19 protein-coding genes are annotated in these 19,239 nt (G+C 36.4%); 14 read left to right on the forward strand and 5 right to left on the reverse strand.

All coding sequences use genetic code 11. The annotated features are described in order from the left end of the window. Window positions 1-365: 365 nt before the first annotated feature. From IQ215_RS13250 to IQ215_RS13265, 4 genes are all read left to right on the forward strand, one after another. On the forward strand, window positions 366-956 hold the full coding sequence (locus IQ215_RS13250) for a ParA family protein (protein WP_193801888.1): 591 nt from the start codon (window positions 366-368) through the stop codon (window positions 954-956). Beyond that, entirely contained in the window at window positions 953-1,354 is a 402-nt protein-coding gene (locus IQ215_RS13255; protein WP_193801889.1) for a hypothetical protein, read from the forward strand. Before IQ215_RS13250 ends, IQ215_RS13255 begins: the two co-directional genes overlap by 4 nt. A 5-nt stretch (window positions 1,355-1,359) precedes the next feature. After that, window positions 1,360-1,659, forward strand: a complete 300-nt coding sequence (locus IQ215_RS13260) for an HNH endonuclease (protein WP_193801890.1) — start codon at window positions 1,360-1,362, stop codon at window positions 1,657-1,659. A 245-nt stretch (window positions 1,660-1,904) separates the two neighbouring features. Continuing rightward, complete coding sequence (locus IQ215_RS13265; protein WP_193801891.1) at window positions 1,905-2,915, forward strand: hypothetical protein; 1,011 nt, start codon at window positions 1,905-1,907, stop codon at window positions 2,913-2,915. A 947-nt stretch (window positions 2,916-3,862) separates the two neighbouring features. Here IQ215_RS13265 and IQ215_RS13270 read toward each other — a convergent pair. Then, entirely contained in the window at window positions 3,863-4,015 is a 153-nt protein-coding gene (locus tag IQ215_RS13270) for a hypothetical protein (protein WP_193801892.1), read from the reverse strand. A gap of 305 nt (window positions 4,016-4,320) precedes the next feature. On the opposite strand from IQ215_RS13270, the gene IQ215_RS13275 reads away from it, so the two are divergent. The 3 genes from IQ215_RS13275 (at window position 4,321) to IQ215_RS13285 (ending at window position 7,542) form a co-directional block, all read left to right on the forward strand. Beyond that, on the forward strand, window positions 4,321-4,614 hold the full coding sequence (locus IQ215_RS13275) for a hypothetical protein (protein WP_069789433.1): 294 nt from the start codon (window positions 4,321-4,323) through the stop codon (window positions 4,612-4,614). Next, window positions 4,605-5,813 (forward strand): relaxase/mobilization nuclease domain-containing protein, encoded by a 1,209-nt coding sequence (locus IQ215_RS13280; protein WP_193801893.1) that lies wholly within the window; start codon window positions 4,605-4,607, stop codon window positions 5,811-5,813. Before IQ215_RS13275 ends, IQ215_RS13280 begins: the two co-directional genes overlap by 10 nt. 1,114 nt (window positions 5,814-6,927) lie before the next feature. Then, a complete protein-coding gene (locus IQ215_RS13285) occupies window positions 6,928-7,542 on the forward strand; it encodes a hypothetical protein (RefSeq protein ID WP_206688597.1) in 615 nt (204 codons plus the stop codon). A 294-nt stretch (window positions 7,543-7,836) separates the two neighbouring features. On the opposite strand, the gene IQ215_RS13290 is transcribed toward IQ215_RS13285, so the two are convergent. After that, window positions 7,837-8,760, reverse strand: a complete 924-nt coding sequence (locus tag IQ215_RS13290) for a TIR domain-containing protein (RefSeq protein WP_193801903.1) — start codon at window positions 8,758-8,760, stop codon at window positions 7,837-7,839. A 575-nt stretch (window positions 8,761-9,335) separates the two neighbouring features. On the opposite strand from IQ215_RS13290, the gene ltrA reads away from it, so the two are divergent. The 3 genes from ltrA to IQ215_RS13305 all read left to right on the forward strand — a co-directional run bounded on the left by ltrA (window position 9,336) and on the right by IQ215_RS13305 (window position 11,949). Beyond that, window positions 9,336-11,135, forward strand: coding sequence for a group II intron reverse transcriptase/maturase (gene ltrA / locus IQ215_RS13295; protein WP_193801894.1), 1,800 nt, complete (start codon window positions 9,336-9,338; stop codon window positions 11,133-11,135). Between the two features lie 171 nt (window positions 11,136-11,306). Next, complete coding sequence (locus tag IQ215_RS13300; RefSeq protein ID WP_193801895.1) at window positions 11,307-11,729, forward strand: putative toxin-antitoxin system toxin component, PIN family; 423 nt, start codon at window positions 11,307-11,309, stop codon at window positions 11,727-11,729. A 4-nt stretch (window positions 11,730-11,733) separates the two neighbouring features. After that, entirely contained in the window at window positions 11,734-11,949 is a 216-nt protein-coding gene (locus IQ215_RS13305) for a CopG family ribbon-helix-helix protein (protein WP_069790975.1), read from the forward strand. A 303-nt stretch (window positions 11,950-12,252) separates the two neighbouring features. Here the strand turns inward: IQ215_RS13305 and IQ215_RS13310 are convergent, their stop codons facing one another. Together IQ215_RS13310 and IQ215_RS13315 are read right to left on the reverse strand one after the other, a co-directional pair. Then, window positions 12,253-12,408, reverse strand: a complete 156-nt coding sequence (locus tag IQ215_RS13310) for a toll/interleukin-1 receptor domain-containing protein (protein ID WP_193801896.1) — start codon at window positions 12,406-12,408, stop codon at window positions 12,253-12,255. 869 nt (window positions 12,409-13,277) lie between these two features. Further along, window positions 13,278-13,580 (reverse strand): hypothetical protein, encoded by a 303-nt coding sequence (locus IQ215_RS13315; protein WP_241735319.1) that lies wholly within the window; start codon window positions 13,578-13,580, stop codon window positions 13,278-13,280. Window positions 13,581-14,024: 444 nt separating this feature from the next. Between IQ215_RS13315 and IQ215_RS13320 the strand changes: the two genes are divergently transcribed. From IQ215_RS13320 to IQ215_RS13335, 4 genes are all read left to right on the forward strand, one after another. Then, window positions 14,025-16,523, forward strand: a complete 2,499-nt coding sequence (locus tag IQ215_RS13320) for a DUF3987 domain-containing protein (protein WP_193801897.1) — start codon at window positions 14,025-14,027, stop codon at window positions 16,521-16,523. 726 nt (window positions 16,524-17,249) lie between these two features. Continuing rightward, window positions 17,250-17,459 carry a ribbon-helix-helix domain-containing protein gene (locus IQ215_RS13325; RefSeq protein WP_241735320.1) on the forward strand — a complete coding sequence of 70 codons (210 nt, stop codon included), beginning with the start codon at window positions 17,250-17,252 and terminating at the stop codon, window positions 17,457-17,459. Beyond that, window positions 17,446-17,784 carry a type II toxin-antitoxin system PemK/MazF family toxin gene (locus tag IQ215_RS13330; protein ID WP_193801899.1) on the forward strand — a complete coding sequence of 113 codons (339 nt, stop codon included), beginning with the start codon at window positions 17,446-17,448 and terminating at the stop codon, window positions 17,782-17,784. Before IQ215_RS13325 ends, IQ215_RS13330 begins: the two co-directional genes overlap by 14 nt. Before the next feature lie 90 nt (window positions 17,785-17,874). Continuing rightward, window positions 17,875-18,801: a tyrosine-type recombinase/integrase gene (locus IQ215_RS13335; RefSeq protein WP_193801900.1), complete on the forward strand. Its 927-nt coding sequence runs from the start codon at window positions 17,875-17,877 to the stop codon at window positions 18,799-18,801. 67 nt (window positions 18,802-18,868) lie between these two features. Here the strand turns inward: IQ215_RS13335 and IQ215_RS13340 are convergent. After that, on the reverse strand, window positions 18,869-19,239 hold a 371-nt coding region (locus tag IQ215_RS13340; protein WP_193801901.1), incomplete at its 5' end, for a hypothetical protein.

Raw genomic sequence — 19,239 nt, forward strand, 5'->3', positions numbered from 1 at the left:
TTCAATATTTTCAAAATGTTTCCACAAGTATGATTTCTGACCAGTCTGAGAATTCACGGTAATTAATTTCCTCAATGATATTTACCATACCACTTTCTCATAAATCTTTAGTATGCGTTTGCCCTGAGCTGTTATAAGCGTGGCAACTCCTTTATTTGGGAAGCCGGAGAGACGACCCAGATAGCTTATCCTATTTTCTTTCTATACTTATCATAATCATTTGTGCGATCTCTCTAAATTATCGCCAATTCAAAAATACAAATATCTAAAAATACAACAATATAACACTTTGAAATGTTAACTTTTCATATTTTTAAGTTACAATCAAGGTAAATTAGTAAAAAGCTAATAACAAACAAACGCTAATGTTTATTACCATAACGGGATTTAAAGGTGGGGTAGGGAAAACAACGACGGCAGTGCATCTTGCTTGTTACTTTTCCCAGTTTGGTAAAACCTTGTTGGTGGATGGAGATCCAAATCAATCAGCTACGGCATGGGAAAGGCGAGGGGAGTTACCGTTCAAAATAGTTAATTTGATGGCTGCGGCTAAATATTCTCAGGAATATGAGCATATTATTATTGATACTGCCGCGCGCCCTGATGCTGAGGAGATGAAGGCTTTAGTAGATGGTTGCGACTTATTAATATTACCAACTTCGGCGGAAGCTCTTGCCATAGATGCTCTTTTGCAAACCGTTGATTTACTTCACGATTTAGGGGGAGATTATCGAATTTTACTGACGATGATTCATCCACCCCCAGTAAAAACTGGACTAATGGCAAGACAGGCATTAATGGATGCTGATTTGAAACTATTTGAAGGGGAAATCCGCCGTTATATTGCCTATGAAAAAGCGTCTCTGATGGGTGTTCCTGTATATGAATCGGGAGATCGTCGGGGGAAAATTGCATGGAAAGACTATCAAAAAATCGGTAAGGAGATTTATTCATGAGTAAGACTAATCCCTATGCTAATTTAACTAAAAACTTAAAAGCGAAGACCGATAAAACTAAATCTGAAAATCTTATCAAGGTTCAAGAGGGGGACGGTAAAAATATAGAGCAAGAAGAATCTTTATCAATGGAGTCTATTAAAACGAAAGAATCCCAGTCAGTCGTACCAAAGAAAAAAGGCAGACCATCTACAGGTAAGCGTAGTAATCCTGATTGGATTGGTCGTACTTATTATATAAGGAAGGAAATTGATTTAGATGTAGCAGACCAACTGCTAAAACTTAAGCGAGAGGGTATTGATTTAGATAAATCTGACTTGGTGAATTTTCTCCTTGAAGAATGGGTAAAAAGTCAACAAGGTGAAAATGCAACATTTCGCATTGGTGAAAATATGTAATTACTATGAGCAAGAGTCGTTATCCCGATAACTGGAATGAGATTGCTTTCAAACAAAAGGAGAAAGTCAAGTGGCAGTGTCAAAAATGCGGTGTGCAGTGCCTTAAGCCGGGGGATAAAACTGCTCATCTTAGTAAATCAGATCGTGCGAAATTGACATTGGTGGTTCATCATTCTAATTATCAACCAGAGGATAACAGGGAGGAGAATCTAATTTGCCTTTGTACTGCTTGTCATTTGAGTTACCATACTGGCAAACGTGGAAATATCAGCATCGGTCAGTTATCCCTAGATTTAGATTTTTAGGGTAAAGACTTTAGCCTAGATTGGCGATAGTTTAGCTAGTTTTTTCCCTATTTGGTAATAGCTTATAGCCCTTACCTATGCTTACCTCAAATGTGTGAGAAAATATAGACTCTATCAATTACAGCCCGTGCCATTAACTAATGAGAGAAGAAGAAGAAACGCTTATATATTACATCTCACCTACCAATAAAATTCACTCTAACCAATGCCGTTACTTCAAGGCAGATACTGACGGGTGGCAGAAAATGAGTTCTTATTCAGAGGCGATCTCCACAGGAGCTAAACCTTGTCAGATTTGTTGTTCTCAAATCTCTGTCTCCCCCATTGAAACTACGAATAAACAACAAGATTTATTAACCCAACCAGTTACCGACTCCCCCCAATCCTCTAGTCAGGAAGATGTTAAAACTTCTGGGAAGAAGAATAAGCGCAGTATTGCTTGTTCTATAACCTCTTTCAACACTACTGAAAAACTGAAAACTACCAGTACGCAAGAGGATCTATTTACTCAGCCAGTCACCGAACAACCCCAATCCTCTAATCAGAACGATGCTAAAACTTCTAAGAAGAAGAGTAAGAATAAGAAAAAACCCCTCGATAAAAGGTATAAAATCCTTGCAGGTAATGGATGTCATCAAGCCATCTCCGAGGTACAAGGTATCTTAGTACCGCCCATTGATGATGAGAGTAGCTACCAGTTGATATTACCTGATGGTTTAGCCCTTGAAGCTACTTTTAGTAATCCTTATCTTGAGTCATTAGCTCTTAAGCAACCTAATATTTTAGGGGTACATTGGTTTCGGGGTTATCCCAAAATGCAGGATACTAAATTAGTCAGCTTTCAGATTGTGGGATGGGACGGCAATATGCCCACTAATGAGCAAGGATGGGAAAGGTGGGAATTTATTGGACTTTGGACACTAGAGAAAACCTTAACTGTCCAACGTTCTATTACAGCCCGAACGGTTAGAAAAGAAGCTAGACAAACAGGATTTATTACAGAGTTTAAGTTTAGTTTTAGCAATACCCAAGATTGGATTCAAGAAAAGAAGCTCTGGATTGGTTATGTTTATAAACTACTGTGTCGCAGGGAAGGAGATACTCTCAAAATACAAAAGGTAATCCCCTATGCTTGTCCTAGGAAAAAACCAATACCGAAACCTCAGCTTGTCAAGAAAAAAGCCTCACAGAAAGCAACGAAACCAACACAACACTCCCAGACTCATAGCGAACCACAAGTAGAAAAAGAGAATTAAACTATTTTGCTCTTTGTAAGGCTATCTATATGATCTCATCAAAAGAACTATGCCAGAAATGAAACAGATGAAAGATTTTAATTGAACGCCCGAAAAGTTCCTGTCTCCATTATCCTCAAACGTCTTGATTAAATCCGTACTAAGGGTTATGTAGTTTTTATGTTAAAACACGGTTCAAAGGTATATATAGTAAGTCGTCTGGAGATTGATTAATTCTCATTCATTAATAGTAACTAACGCCCAAAACCATTGATATATATAACGTAGAGCCTATTTTAAACATAAATTTAAGATAACACGCAGTACGTTTTTGAGAAAACACCCAACCCATAACGCTTCTGTGAGGGAAGAGCCGTTCCGTTGCTTTGTCTTTTAACGCCACCAATGGTGGCAGGACAAAGGTTGAATAATAACAATTAAGGAACAGCCTGTAGAGTGGCTAAAAGAGCAAATCGCCTACACGTCTCTTGCATCAACCGAGTTCTAACCAACAAACTTAGTAACAAGCAAATACTCAGAAGTCATAATACAGACTAAGGATTAAGAAAACGATCGCTCCGGCATCATACAATCATCTTCCTAACTCAGTCTCCTATGGTTGATAAAGTGATGAATAAAACAACTTGGGTTTGGGGAGAAATTATCACAAGGCTATCAAACGTTATTGTTATCGCCAAATTAATCTAGTCAACGAGACTATTTACGAAGAAGCTCAATCCATGGATGAAAAGATAGGGTTCATATCAAGAAGGAGCAATGAAAACCTAACTAAAAGCAAACTGAAACTAACAAGAATAATTGAGAAGCTCACTGTATGAAGCAAGTATTGCAGAGTTGACTACTTCATCACTAAGGAAGAATCATTTAACTTTAATGGGAGAGTTATTAAATAGTTTTTAGCAAGACAACCCACCACTGAATAACGACCATTGCTATCTATTAAAACTTTATTCTCGTTCAGCACCATTCAATCCACCTATTATTTTTGTGGCACTTCCTCCAAAGTCCAACACTAATAACAGCATTTCTTTTTTCTTTCTCACCATTTTCTTTTTCTTTACATTTTTTACTATCTTTGTACTATAGTTATCTGTACCCATATAAGGTCTGATTTTTGTCAAAAATGACCCCTGTTTAACGAGTTTATTAGCATTTCAGAGTTTCTTCTCAAAAATACTGTTTTTTTGCTATAGATCCTAGGTAGATCTATTTGGCATTATATTAGCTTATTTTGATGAAATATCTACCCCGTTTCTCCCCAGAACGGCTGTAACCACGAGGACTGGTTTAAACAAGCCATTTTTGCGAATTGTTAAATTTCTAATCCAATTTTCATTGGTGAGCAATAAAATAGGGTTATTTGTTGTGGATTTAGCCAAAAAATGACGTTTTGAGGGAAAAAAACTTGCCTAGAAAAATTATTTGTTCAGTTTACCTTAATGAAGATGAAAAGGAAAAAGCAAATGCCCTTAGTGAAGAAAGAGGGATAACCCTATCAGATTTATTTAAGTCAGTACTGTATAGAAAGATTCCCAAGACACCAAGCCAAGTAAAAGTAAAAGCAATCTTAAAGTTAGGAGAGGTGAGGAATCAGATTGAAGAATTGATGGAATATATACCATTGGAGCAACAAAAGAAGTTTAAAGATTTTTCCAAAGTGTTAGAAGAAGTAGAGGAAGAAATTGAACTATGCCCGTAGCAAAACAAATAAAAGGAAGTGACTTCTACCGATGTATATCGTACTTACTTGATAGGGAAGAAAAAGAAATCATAGAAAGTAACCTGTCAGGTAAAACAGCGATCGCCCTTAGTAACAAATTTGAATTATGTTGTCAGTTAAATGGAAGGATGAGAAAGCCTGTATATCACGCCACAATCTCATTTAACCCGAATGAAAGTGAGTTGGATAATAAGAGGTTGAAAGCGATCGCCTATGATTATTTACATGGGATGGGCTTTGGGGAAGAAGAGCCTGATTTAGATAAGTTGGAGAAGGAGAAAAGGAAGGGTGAAGGGCGAATGTTTGCCAAAGAATCCCTTGCTGTACCTTATGTGGTGGTGAAACATAACGATACGGAACATCAACATATCCATATTGTGGCGGGTAGGGTAAGATATGACGGAAGCTGTGTATCTAGTTATTGGGATTACCGTAAGTCAGAAAGGGTATTGAGGATATTGGAAAACTACCACGGATTATCAAGTCCTGAAGGCACGGAAGTATTACAGGAGTTGAGAGATATTTTAGATAGGGGTAAGGAGCAATGTAAGGATTTTAAAGAGTTAGATTTAGCCCTAAACCAAGAGGGGGTAAAGGTTTACAAGAAGAAGAGCGGTATTGTTTATGGTTACAAAAATAGTCACTATAAGGGTAATACTTTAGGAGCAAAATATACTCTACAGGGGATGAATAAGGTATTGGATATAAAGGGATTAGAGGACTATCAAACCACTACCCCCAACTTTGAGTTTGATGATGAGTTTATTAAAAGGTTAGAGCAGTATAGGAATACCATGGAACAACTACTGAAAAATCAAGATACTGAGAGTTATAGGGGTGATTATTATGCCATTAAAAGGAGTAAGAAAAGTTTGGTGGTGAGTAAGGTTGATAATTCTGATGAGATGATTAAGTGGATTAAACCTGCACCCAATAAACCATGGATACTCAATAACTTTAGGTTTACAAGGGATACTTATGATGATTTTGAGGAGAAGACAAAACGAGTAAAAAACACCCTTGAGGTGCAGGAGAAAGAGAGGGTTAAACAACTCGAAACTGTCAAAAAACAGCAGGAGATTCAAAAGAAATTAGTGGAGCAGATACCCTCACCACAATCGCCCTCGGGAACTACCACTACTAACTCAGGAACTAACAGAAGGAGAAGGGGAAGATAACGAGCGCACTTTAACACGAAACAAAACGCCCTTGTGGGGGAGGAGCATCACGTATTTTATTTTTTGGTCATCACCTATCATGATAGGACACGAGCGTTAATGATGCTGACCTTTTAACCTTAAACCAGTGGAGCAGAATACTTCACCACTACACACGGCCGACATAAATAACACAATACCGCTAGATTCATCACAAGAGTCTTTTCTATGCTCAATTGTTAATTAGCCCACTATCCTTGAGAGGAACGGTCAAAATTGAACACTTATTTTACGTTTTCTTTTTTCTTCGTAACCATTTTATTTTTTATTTAGATTTTATACTATACTTGTACTATGCAATAGTATCTTTGTTTAATCCTTACTTTATCCTCTTTTAATCCTTAAATGGCTTGTTTTACCACTTTTTTGAATTTTTGTCTTGAGGACAGAACGAGGATTTTCTACTTAGTCTCCGCCCCTTTTACCCCGATTTTTTCACCCCAAATCTATCCAGAACGGCTACACTGACAAAAACCCGTTTAAACAAGCCATTGTTTAGCAATTTAAATATGTAATTAAATTTTAGTTGTTAGAGGGTAAAATGCAGTGAAATTATTATGGATTGAATCGGAAATAAGGCAAAAATAGCATTTTAAGAGGGTATCGTACCATAAAAAAAATTATGGATTGTCACATAGCACTAGATGAGGAAGAAAGAGACAAAAACGATGTCGAAGTGGTGCTGGACGATCGATCTGCCTTTAGTTAGGGGAAAACTAGCGAAGCTGTCACTAGGGGCAATCTACTGTAAAATTAAATTACTGTAAAGGTTTTAGCCTATCTTGCACCATTTTACAAGTATCTCGGTTCACGCTCGTTTTGACTAACTGGAAATTATTGCCCATTAAAGGATAATTAACCGAGGAGCAAAAAGAGTATAATCGACAGCTATAACAAGAAAGAATATTCTGTGAAAATGCTTTTGCTGGTGTTAAAAGATATAATGAATGCTATATCAACAATTTATAGGAATTGTGTGCCTAAATTTGATGATCCGTCAATGTTGATTGCTTCTAGTCTATGGAACTTCTATTTAGACGTTGCTTAAAAACCACATTACTTCCACAAGGAGTACTTGACTATTTCTCTCTTTTATTTCACAACAACTCTACTCTATACCTTTTCCATCGCCATGCATAGCTTTACAGAACTCGTAGATAGTTGCGCAGCCTTTACCCTGAAAAATCTCAAGGAAGCAAACGAAAAGACTATTGAAGCACTCCAAGTTAGCGGTGCCACTTCACTAGTAAAGACTCTGCAAATGATACAGCTTCAAAAAGCGATCTTGGCGGTCGGTATGTTTTCCATTTTTGAGGCTAACTTGCAAGATTATTTAGACTGCTCCTTAGGATTTGTTGAAGCTAAGAAAATCCTAAGTGACGAAGGAGAGTTAGGCACGAAAGATAAATTTGAGGATCTGTGCCTAGCTATCAACGTGCTCAAACATGGTCGCGGACGCAGTTACGATACTCTTGTCGCGAAAGCCACGACACTCCCTTTCACTATTAAGTTGCCTGACGAATCGCTTCTCTCCGAAGGTGATGTATCTGCAATATCAACCTTGATCAAAGTTGATGATGCATTCGTTCAGCATTGCGGTGATGTGATTAGCGAAGTGTTCAAGGTAATACTCCGAGTACGCCCCCTGGGTTCGGTTCGTATAGGTGAGATAGGCTCCGCCGGTAACTAAGACCAAATTCGCCCAGTCTTGTACTGCTGATGTTAGCAATTAGTAAAATTAAAGCTGACTACTAATAATGTTCAGAAGCATTCAAGCTAAAGTAAAAAACAAAATGTATAAACTTATTTAGGGGGGAAGCCTGGATCTATTCGGAAAAAAACAAAACTTCGCAACCTGTCCGAATTTTGCACATATTTCCTCTTTACCCCTAATACTTCACCCAAGGTTATGCACGTCACCAGATGGTAATAATGTTCGCATAATAACTGATAGCATAAACTTTCGTTCGAGTGTTGAGTTAATTTATATGGTTATGTTTATATCGCTCATAGGGATTTCTAATAATCCTAATGCTAAAATTACTCTTGGAATTTGATTAGTAAAATCAATTTCAAGTGTTTTATCATCAAAAGTAAAATTTATATTTTCTGCCGTTATGTACTCTACAAATCTTTCTAAATTTTCTATTTGCTCTTGACTTCCATGTCTCAATAAACATCTTCTAACAAATTCGTTAGCACTATGATCTTCTATCACGTCGTAAAAATTCAACACCCTATCTGGATTAAACGCAAAATTTAATGTATCTATACTTGTATTAGGATGTACCCCTCCAAAATAAGAATTATAGTATATTGTTATACTTAAGTTATCTTTATTTAATTTCTTGATTTCATGAGAAATTTCAAAATATAGATGATCTCTATCTTTGAAAAGACTAATATTTTTGTTTATCCATTTTCTATTTTCACTTATTACATTTAGAGCCTTTTGTTGAATAAATGTATTTACAAAATTTGCATCAAAGAAATTATTTCTATAGAAAAGAGGCAAATCGCATAGGTAGTCAATTTTGACTGGAATATCAATATTTAAATCAATTGATATTGACGTATAATCATTTACCTCAATAACTTCTGGAGATAAACTACTTAAATATGTTTGTCTTTGAGAATTTAATGAATTGAGGATTTCTTCAAATAAATTTTCATTATCAATTTTTATCCATTGAAATTGATTAAGCGAGTCTGGAACATCGCATTTATCCAAAAGTATAGGTATTATATAAATATCATCAATAAGCTTATTTCTTGAATGTTCAATGGCATATTTAAATTCTTGTTGAACATAGCCTCTCTTCCTCACTGAAATTGATGAAAGTAATATGATTACGAAAGTTGATTCTTTTAACGCTTTCTTGGGGTAAAGCCGAGATACGTGCGAAATCGGACAGTGCGACCCGTTCTAGCCAAAGTCTAGGTCAAATGACCAAAACGTAAGCTAGGCAAGGAATTAAAATTAAACCTTGACAACTTTATATTCATGTAAGTGAAAGTCTTACCCTCTTGTTGATGGAGTGAAAGCATAGTCCACAGTGACTTGGGGTGGTATCCCATACGTTGAAGCTGGATTAAACGGTGGTAACTCATAGCCCAAATGGGAATCCCATCAAGCAGATAGACCATGATTACGCAAGGAATCTTCGTTTGAACCATCGTGATTCGCAACTAGCTAAATAAGGCTGATAAGCTAGACCAAAAGGTAAAACCTACAGTACCAGCAGATTTGTCCGTCTGAACTGGAATCAACGACACAGAATCGGTGGAAAGAAGAAATCTAAAGTCTAAAAGAATGAATATACGGAACGGGGAAATTCTCATAATCTCTCCTTCGTGAGTAGTTACCAACGCAAGATTATGAGGAGTAGGATTCGCTAAGAAGCAAACGTCTATCTGTAATGGATAGGATAAGCTGACGTAGCGACTTTGATAACCAATGTAAAGACACAAGTAGCTTAAATTATGACAACGATTAATAAATCGATTGATAAGACAGAAAACTGGCAATCTATCAACTGGAAAAAGGTTGAGATAGAAGTTTTCCGTTTGCAAAAGCGTATTTACAGAGCGAGTCAGAGTGGCAATAAAAAGTTAACCCATAAATTACAAAAACTGTTAACCAGTTCCTATTATGCCAAACTTCTTTCCACCAGAAAAGTAACCCAAGATAATCAAGGTCGAAAAACAGCAGGAGTGGATGGAGTTAAATCTCTGACTCCAAACCAACGCCTTGAAATGGTCAATAACCTGAACTTAAGAGGCAAATCCAAACCTACCCGTAGAGTATGGATACCTAAAGTAGATGGAGAGCAACGACCTCTTGGAATACCATGTATGGAAGAAAGGGTTAGACAATGCTTAGTAAAACTAGCATTAGAACCACAATGGGAAGCCAAGTTCGAGCCTAACAGTTATGGTTTCAGACCAGCCAAATCGACCCATGACGCTGTGGAAGCAATATTCAACGCAATTAGGTTTCAACCAAAATATGTATTGGATGCTGATATAGCAAAATGTTTCGACCGAATCAATCATGATGAATTACTCAATAAACTTGAAACCCATCCACTATTAAGACGTGAAATAAAAGCATGGCTAAAAAGTGGAGTTCTGGATGATGGATTATTACTTCCAACCAATGAGGGTACGCCACAGGGAGGCACTATTTCCCCTTTATTAGCTAACATAGCCTTGCATGGTATGGAAGAAGAAATCAAGAAATATACCAGAACACTAAAAGGACACAAAGTAAATAATGAGAAAAGCCTATCATTAATTAGATATGCCGATGACTTCATAATCCTTCACAAGGAAGAAGAAGTTATCCTCAAATGTAAGCAAATCATAGAAAAATGGCTAGGCAAATTAGACTTAGTATTAAAACCAAGCAAAACTCGCATCTCTCATACCCTAAATAAATATGAAGGGAAAAAGGGATTTGATTTCCTTGGATTCAATATCCGACAGTATGCAGTAGGTAAAACTCACACAGGTCAAAGCACCAATGGGCAACCTCTTGGCTTCAAAACCATTATAAAACCATCAAAGGATAAAGTCAGAAAGCACATTGAAAAGATTGGAAATGTCATCAGAAAGCACAAATCAACGCCACAAATAGCCTTAATCAAGGAACTCAATCCCATCATTAGAGGTTGGGCAAACTATTATCGCTCAGTGTGCAGTAAGGAAACTTATTCTAAATGTGACTTTATAATGTATCGACAACTTAAGAGATGGGCAGAAAGACGACACTCAAATAAATCCAAATCATGGGTAGCCAAAAAATACTGGCACACCTATGGAAATAGAAACTGGGTGTTTTCAACCAGAGATGAAGATGGAATGAAACTACTAAGTCATAGTGAAACTAAAATCCAACGTCACATCAAAGTCAAAGATAACAAATCACCCTATGATGGAGACTGGATTTACTGGACAGCAAGAATAGGCAAACATCCAGAGGTTTCAACCAGAATGGCAACATTGCTCAAAAAGCAAAAAGGAAGATGTAATGATTGCGGACACTGCTTCAAGGACGGAGACTTGTTAGAAATAGACCATATCATCCCAAAATCGAGAGGTGGGAAGGATGAGTATAAAAATCTACAGGTACTACACCGACATTGCCACGATAAAAAGACTGCCAGAGATGGTAGCTTGACTCGTATCTATGACAAGGAGGTTATTAGAGAGGAGCCGTGTGAGGTGAAAGTCTCACGCACGGTTTTGAAGACGAGTCAGAGTAGTGATGCTCTGGCTTAGTTTAACTTCGTGTTAAGTTTTGTAACGATTAAAGTACGCAGAATAAGTTAAAACATTTGCTCTGATTCAGTTTCAGTGAGTTTGCATAGTTATTACAGATTCCCTAGCTTTACCCCTTATTGCAGGTTGAACGTAAGGAATAAGTGACACCATATATGCTATCATTTGCTTATGACTGTTAAGATAGTAGTTGATACAAATATTTTTATTAGTGCTGTTATTAGTAAATATGGGGCATCCAGAGGGGTTATTAGGGGATGTTTAGAGGGTAACTATTTACCTTTAATGGGTAATAGTTTATTTGCTGAATATGAATCTTTAATTAATAGAGATGAGATTATCAAAAAATCCGCTTTGACTGTAGCTGAAATAGAAATTTTATTAGCTTCCTTTATGAGTGTTTGTCGCTGGACCTCAATTTACTATTTATGGCGACCTAATCTTAAAGATGAAGCTGATAATTATTTAATAGAGTTAGCTTTGGCTGGTAATGCTCAGTTTATTATAACTAATAATATTAAAGATTTTCGAGGTGCAGAATTACTGTTTCCTCAGTTACAAATTATTCAACCAGAATATTTTTTAGAGGTATAATGTGATGGCAACTTTAACGATTCGACTTCCTGATGATAAACATGAAAGATTGAAACAGTTGGCACAAACTAGGGGGATTAGTGTTAATAAATTAATGGAAGAATTTTCTACTAAAGCTATTGCTGAATTTGATACTTTTAATCGTTTTCAAGTTATGGCAAGTAAAGGTGATATTCAACAAGGGTTGGCTTTATTAGACAAGTTAGACGCTAGTTTTTAATTGGAGATTAGAAGTTTAAGTACCGATAATTGCTTAGAGGATATTTGCGTTTGATTTCATCAAGACGAATATTCCCTTTCTCGTTCTGATTTTTTCTTGACTGACGGAGAGTAGAAATTTGACTTTGCCGAAAACAGAAGTTAAGTGGTTAAAATAAACATGGTTCTAACTCTCTAAATATCGTACTTTTATCTATTATACTTTGCCTAAAATGATATTTTTTCGGCAATGTTTCTCTATACTAAATTCTATTCTTGTTAACAAAACTTAATAGCACTGTCCGATTTCGCGCGTATCTCGGCTTTACCCCTTCTTGATTTCATACTCCCACTGCATTCCAACTTTTAATTTTTTCTTGTCTAGCCAAGGCAAATAGCCTTTTTGTTCAAGATAATCATAAATTTTCTCGGCGGTTTCATAATCTTCTCTTGCATGGCTTATAAATACTTCTTTAAACATATTAGTTAACGAAATGGAGAGTTTATATTTGCACCCAACGCTTGGTTTTGTGGCGTACCAGAGAGCAGCCTAAGTATGTCCGCCAACAACCACTTATTATACAAATTAATCGACGTATATTGCGGTACTCGCATATTTCTCAAGAACAGTTTTTAGGTCTTTCAATTTATCCTTTGCGGCGAGGCGAGATCATGGGGTAAGGAGGAGATACTTTCCAAATTGAACACGTTGTGGGGTTTGAGTATCAAATGCTACTCAAACCCCTAACTTTAGGTCGCTATGAAAGAAACAACATGGGACCAGCCCGTTTAAGCAAAAACGAACCCTTTCGGATTGAGCCCCACTAATATGACCATGGACATTGGCAAAAGAATAACACTTTAGTATCGACTAATGCTTCAGTGATGGCTATTTCCGCATTTATTAGTTTCACTATTCCAAAATATAGCAGCCCATTGACAGTTACGATGTAACAGGCAAAATAAACCCGTGAAAGATCACAGAATTGCCATAATTTTCCCATTCAAGGAAAGATCCCCAATACGTTTCTATTAATTTTAGTAAGGTGCTCTTATTCTAACCCCTTGCTCTACTTAATGTCAAGCGACTTTTTGCGAACCTTAACCAAAATTGACTTAAAATACATTCGTAATTATAAAATAATATAGCTCAAGTCCTTCTATCATAAGACATAAAGGGACATAAGTAGTTTTAGTTATTTCAGGTATATTAAGTTATCCCTCGCAATGATGTGATGATTGATTATTGTGGATTTATGAGGAGTGAACCTTGCCATATTACAGCTTCCCTAGCTTTCACTGAGCCTAGATTTTTCAAATTATTTTTTTATCTATTGTTACAATAGAATTTTACTTATCATTGGATAAAGCCAAAAGATCCTTGATTAATTGTGATGCGGAGTTGCTTTTATAACCTTTTACCTTATCCTTAACTTTTGCCATAATATTGAGAACCTTTTTCTCAAAATCATTGGTTACACCAGACTGGGGTGGAGGAGTTACACCATCATCTAACTGGTGGGCGTAATCTAATACTTGCTTCTCTAATGCCACAGGTATTCTAATTAATTTAGTATTAGTATCATTCCACTTAGGCTTAAACCCCGGCTTAAGGTTAGCTAAGGATTTCGGATTATACTTTTTCATACTCATTTTTTATTCTTTTTCTTATTAAGAATATCATACCACTACTTATCTATTGTAACAATAGAATTGTTCTGTTGTTACAATAGATAAGTAGATTGACTAAAAGGTTAGGGTAAAATTTAAGTTAAGTAACTAATAAGTAACTAATAAGTAACTAATAGTTACTAATAGTTACTACTTTTTAGCTATCAACAGCTAACTTTTACAAATACCCTCTAACCATTGCTAGGGGCAGAATATGGGAGTTCTTACTTGCTGGGGAAAAGTTATTGTTAGCAACAAAAAAATGGGGTTTTAGTGAAATGTTTACATCAAAAAAAAAGAGCCTATAACTCTCTCTGAAAAACAAATACAAAAAAAGTGATTTTAGAGGGATCACCAACCCTTTTTTATATATAATATAAATGAGCGTTTGCCGCGCTCATCAAAATAAATCTTGTTAGTAACATTATGACATATAGTAATGCTTTTAGAATAGGGGAACATCTTGACCTATTCACTCCGACAAACACCAAGGGTAAGTACATTTGCCCTATTTGTGGAGGTAATGACTTATCCATAGCACCTGATGGAATAAAGTATAACTGCTATAACTCAGGTGGTGAAGATAATTCAGCTATAGCTAAGTGGGTATCTGAACAGAAAGGGTTATCTACCCAGCAACCCCAAAGACAAGAGCATAACAAGGTATATTCTGCACCTAAAGATCCGATTATTATAGCTACCACAAAGGATTATCAATCACCTGTGACAGAGATAATAGCCGAGTATGAAAATGAAGCATCACTGAAAAAGTATGCCATGTGGTTAAACTACCCGGGGGGAAACAAGGTAAAAAGAGTATTAACCACTAAAAGAAAGGATGGTAAGGAGAAAAGGGAAAAAAACTTTTACGGTTATGAAAAGGGTAATGACAAGTCAAAGATTACAAAGATTTGGGAACCGTACCACCTTGAATTATTCTCCCAAGCCACGGGTAAGTGGATATTAGATCTTGAAGGGGAAAAGGCTTGTGATCATGCTTTACATAGGGGTTTAATTAGCACTTGCATATTGGGGAGTAAAGCCACAGACATAGACCACATAATAAGACTCTGTGAACGGATTAAGGAATATCAGATTAAAGGCATAATCTACATTGCCGATAATGATAAACAAGGATTAGACAAGGCAATCAAGACGAGGGAAATTGTAGCATCTCAGGGCATACCCTTCATCATTCTACCCATCACCTACTTATATCCAGAAGTACCAGAACATGGTGATTTTGAAGAATACTCAAAGCATACTAAGTTAAGCCCCTCAGCTATTAAAACCAACATTGAATTGACCGTGGGGGCAAACCTAGAAGAACTCTTAAATATTGGCAATTCAATTGTAACAATTGACAGTAAGGATAATTTAAACAAAGCCTATAATAATGTCCATGGGGTCGGGGAGAATGATTTTCCCAGTATTATTAATCAATTCATCAATGAGTGTAGCAAACCTATTTACACTGAAGCTGTTTACAGGGGGAAGATAGCTGAGTTTTGTTCACAATATCCTGTTAGCCCTGTAATACTTGAAAAGGCAATCAAGGCAAAAAAAGAAGAGGATAACCGAGTTAATGATATTGAGGAGTTATCCCCACGGGTTGATGACCTATTAAAAATACCCCATGAAACCCTAGACCTTAAAAAGATACTAAGTGATTTTTTTGGGTTAATGTTTGAGCAAGAAGCCCTCAACCTACCTACAAACCCTATGGCTTTATTTACAATCCTTTTGGCTACCCTTGGTGGTGCTATTGGTACTAGAAGAAGCGTTGTACTACAGGATAACCCTAAATACAGACAGCCCTGCATCTTAAGAACTGCTATCGTTGCTGATAGTGGGAAAAAGAAAACCCCCACCACCATGACTATTATTAAGGCTCTAAAGGATAAAAATGTAGAAGCCTATGACCGTTATCAGGATGAACTAAGGGAATATGAGGAAGACCAGCAATTGCCATCTGATAAACAAGCTAATTTACCAATGCCTACGTTAACAAGGTATATGATAGAGGACAGCACCATTGATGGATTATTATTAGCTCACAAAGAAAACCCCAAAGGCTTCTTATGTTTCTGTGATGAGCTATCAGGATACTTTGAACGGTTAAACAAGTTTTATAGTGGTGATGACATCGCCCGTGAACTGCAATTATATGATGGTGGTCAAATCATTAAGACCCGTGCTAGTAAGGATAATAATATTTTTCTCAAGAAAACCGCCGTATCCATTCTAGGTACGATTCAATGGTCAGTCCTTGAAAAAATATTTAACAATTTTCAAGATGCTAGGGGTATCAGTGCCCGTTGGTTTTTTTGGGGCGGTGAACTACCCAAGGAATATTTACCTGATAGCTTTATTGATACCGGACTATCTGAGTTACTGCGTCATGTCATTGATGAGATAACCAAGTTGGAAGAATCAGATTTGGTCGTGCCTACTGAGGTTTATCCCATATTCAAGAACGCTCAAAGAAAATTGATTGATATTAAAGAGACTTTGCCCACTGAACAATTAAGAGCTAAGTATAGTAAGGGTGAGGGTGCTATATTACGGGTTGCTGGTATCTTGCACACATGGCATTACGTCCTTAACACAGGATATGTGGACAGCCCCACCGTTATCAATGAAAGGATAATGAAGTTAGCCATTGAGGTTGTTTTCTATTACCTCAGACAGTTTGAGTATGTGGCTACCAAGTGCCAAAAAGATTTCATGGACGCAAGACTGGTTAAAATCCTTGAACTGGTAGCCAAAAAGGGTGAGGTTACGGCTTCTCAAGTAAAAAGATTTATATGGGAGTTTAAGAATTTACCCACCACAGAAATTGATGAACTCTTATTGCTTCTTATTGAGAATGAAAAACTAATCAGAGTACCCACCAATAAGGGGGTAAAAGTAAGGATCAAATAATCCTCTCACTTTGCCTCTCACTTTGCTTTATCATTAAAACCCTCACCCTGTGGGGGTTTTATCGTATCCTCTCACTTTGCCTCTCACTTTCTCTCACTTTCTCATAATCGCTATAATTATTATATATCAATACTTATGGCGATTCTATTGCCCCAAAGTGAGATAAGTGAGAGGAAATTAGATAGATAGGGTGTGTTTTTAGCACATTATTGCTGAGATTCTCAATAAGGACAAACATTACCATTGAGTAATATAAAATAATATTAGAAGAAATTATCAATAAAAGTTTTTTTTGAAAAATATGTGTAAGTAAGCCTCTCACTTTAGGAAATAGGTACAGTAAATATAGGGTTAAAGGTATGTATAAATATATCTATAATCTCTATAACTTATATATATATAGAAATATAATTAAAGTGAGATGAAAGTGAGATGTTATTTTTTACTTGGTTTTTAAAAATCTCTTAAAATCTTTATTTGTTCTTACTTACAGTGATTTCAGAAAAAATCTTTAAAGTGAGAGAAAAAGTGAGATGAAGTGAGAGGATTCTGTATCACGGGCTTTGTGGGGTAGATCAAGATGATAATGAACAATAGCTACTGTATTGTTCATTAATCACATTAAGAGCAAAAAATAATAGAATATTTTTACTCCCCTGACAAAAGTAGTAAGATTAAGTAGTAGTAAGTTTATTTACTTTTAGGTAGGGTATGACAGTAAGAAAAATGTCAGTGTCCATTTCTGAAGATTTGGTAGTATTCATCGACAGTTATAAAAACAGCAGGATGTGTAAATCTTCTTCACAAGTAGTCGAAGAAGCGTTAAGATTACTGCTTGAAAAAGACTTGGAAAATGCCTACAGGGAAGCTGACAAGGAAATTGACTCAGATTGGGATATAGTAGCAGGAGACGGGTTAGGTGATGAAACGTGGTGATATATTCTATGCCAATCTTAGTCCCACTATCGGTTCGGAGGTAGCTAAAACTCGCCCAGTGTTGATAGTCAGTAATGATATTAATAATCGGGTGGCTTCTACCATAACGGTTTTACCCATAACTTCTAAGGTGACGAAGGTTTATCCTTTTGAGGTGTTTATTGGTAAGGGGGATTCTGGTTTACCCCAAGACTCAAAGATTCAAGCACAGCAAATCAGGACTATTGCCAAGGAAAGATTACAGGGTGATGTGGTAGGTAGTCTCTCTCAGGAAGTGATGAAATTGGTTAATCTGGCTGTTAACTTACATCTGGGATTAGCTTGACGGCATTGCCATGATTGAAGAACCCTAATTTGCTCAACTGAAATTAGGGATTCTAACAGGGAATCACTTCCCCAATAAAAACTACAAGTGATGGAAGTACCAAAGGAAGTTGACTTTATCAACTATAATAATCTCAATAATCTAATAATTTTTGGGGGCATTATGGTGCGCTCCACAGGGGTAACTCGTGCGCAGAAGGATTCGGAAATTATCCTCAGTTGGCTAACTAATAAGCAGTCTATTCATACCCAACGGCAATATAGGTATATCATTCAACATTTTTTGGAGTTTACGGGGACGGATTTAGCCGAGATTTCGGTGGAAGATATTCAGGATTATATTAAGTCTCTCAAGTTAAGGGAGCAGAAAATATCAACTATCAAGGCAAAGTTGATGGTTATTAAGAGTCTGTTTTCTTACTGTTTAAAGACGGGTTATTTACTCCTCAATCCTTCGGTATTGGTGAATAATCCGAAGGTAAATGATACTATCTCCCAAAAACTATTGAGTGCTTTGGATGTGAAGCGGTTAATGAGTCACACTGACAATCTCAGGGATAAATTACTCATCAGGGTGATGTTTGGGTTGGGGTTAAGGGTAAGTGAGGCAATTAATTTAACATGGGTTGATTTTAGTATTGATGATGAGAAGGTTAATTTAACCATTGTGGGTAAGGGTAATAAGCCGAGGACGGTATTGGTTAATCCTAGCCTATGGCAAGAGTTACAAGGTTTGAGAAAGGAGGGTATTGATTATTTATTTACGGTTGCCAAGCGTAACACTCCCATGAAACGTAATACGGCTCACAATATGCTCAAAAGGGTGGGTAAAAAGGCAGGGTTAGGAGATAGTTTATCTTGTCATTGGTTACGTCATTCCCATGCAACCGAAGCCATTAAGGGGGGTTGTGATTTATCGCTCTTACAACAAAGTTTGGGTCATTCTTCCATTACTACTACTCAACGGTATCTTTGTTTAAGGAAGAATGAGGGTAGTGGTACTTATGTTGATATTTGAGGGTTCTGCAATTCTATTAGGCGTTATTACAGGGAAAGTGAAAGAGTGCAACAAAAATAAACATAGTCTAAAACAAAGGCTTTGATCTTATGTTCTTTAGTAATTTTTTATTATCAAGACGAATAATGCCACTTAACTGTAAATGATCATGTTTTGGATTACCTTTTATGACTCTTTTTTCGGCTAAAAAAGTCCATATAATATCGTAATTGTTCTGATTTAGAAACTCTAGCAACGCTTCTCTTTTAATCAAACAAGCATTAGCACCAAATTCTTTAATAGATGGGTCAAAAGCTATTAAATCATTTTTTTGATTAAAAAAATTACCTTCAACACCATTCCAACATAGATTCATTTTTTTTATTAACCAAGAACAAGGTAAATAAATAGTACGTTGATCATCTACAGAACAATCATAAGTAGAACTTTCTTTTAAAT

It is taken from the genome of Cyanobacterium stanieri LEGE 03274 (genome assembly GCF_015207825.1).
GTDB classification, from domain to species: domain Bacteria; phylum Cyanobacteriota; class Cyanobacteriia; order Cyanobacteriales; family Cyanobacteriaceae; genus Cyanobacterium; species Cyanobacterium stanieri_B.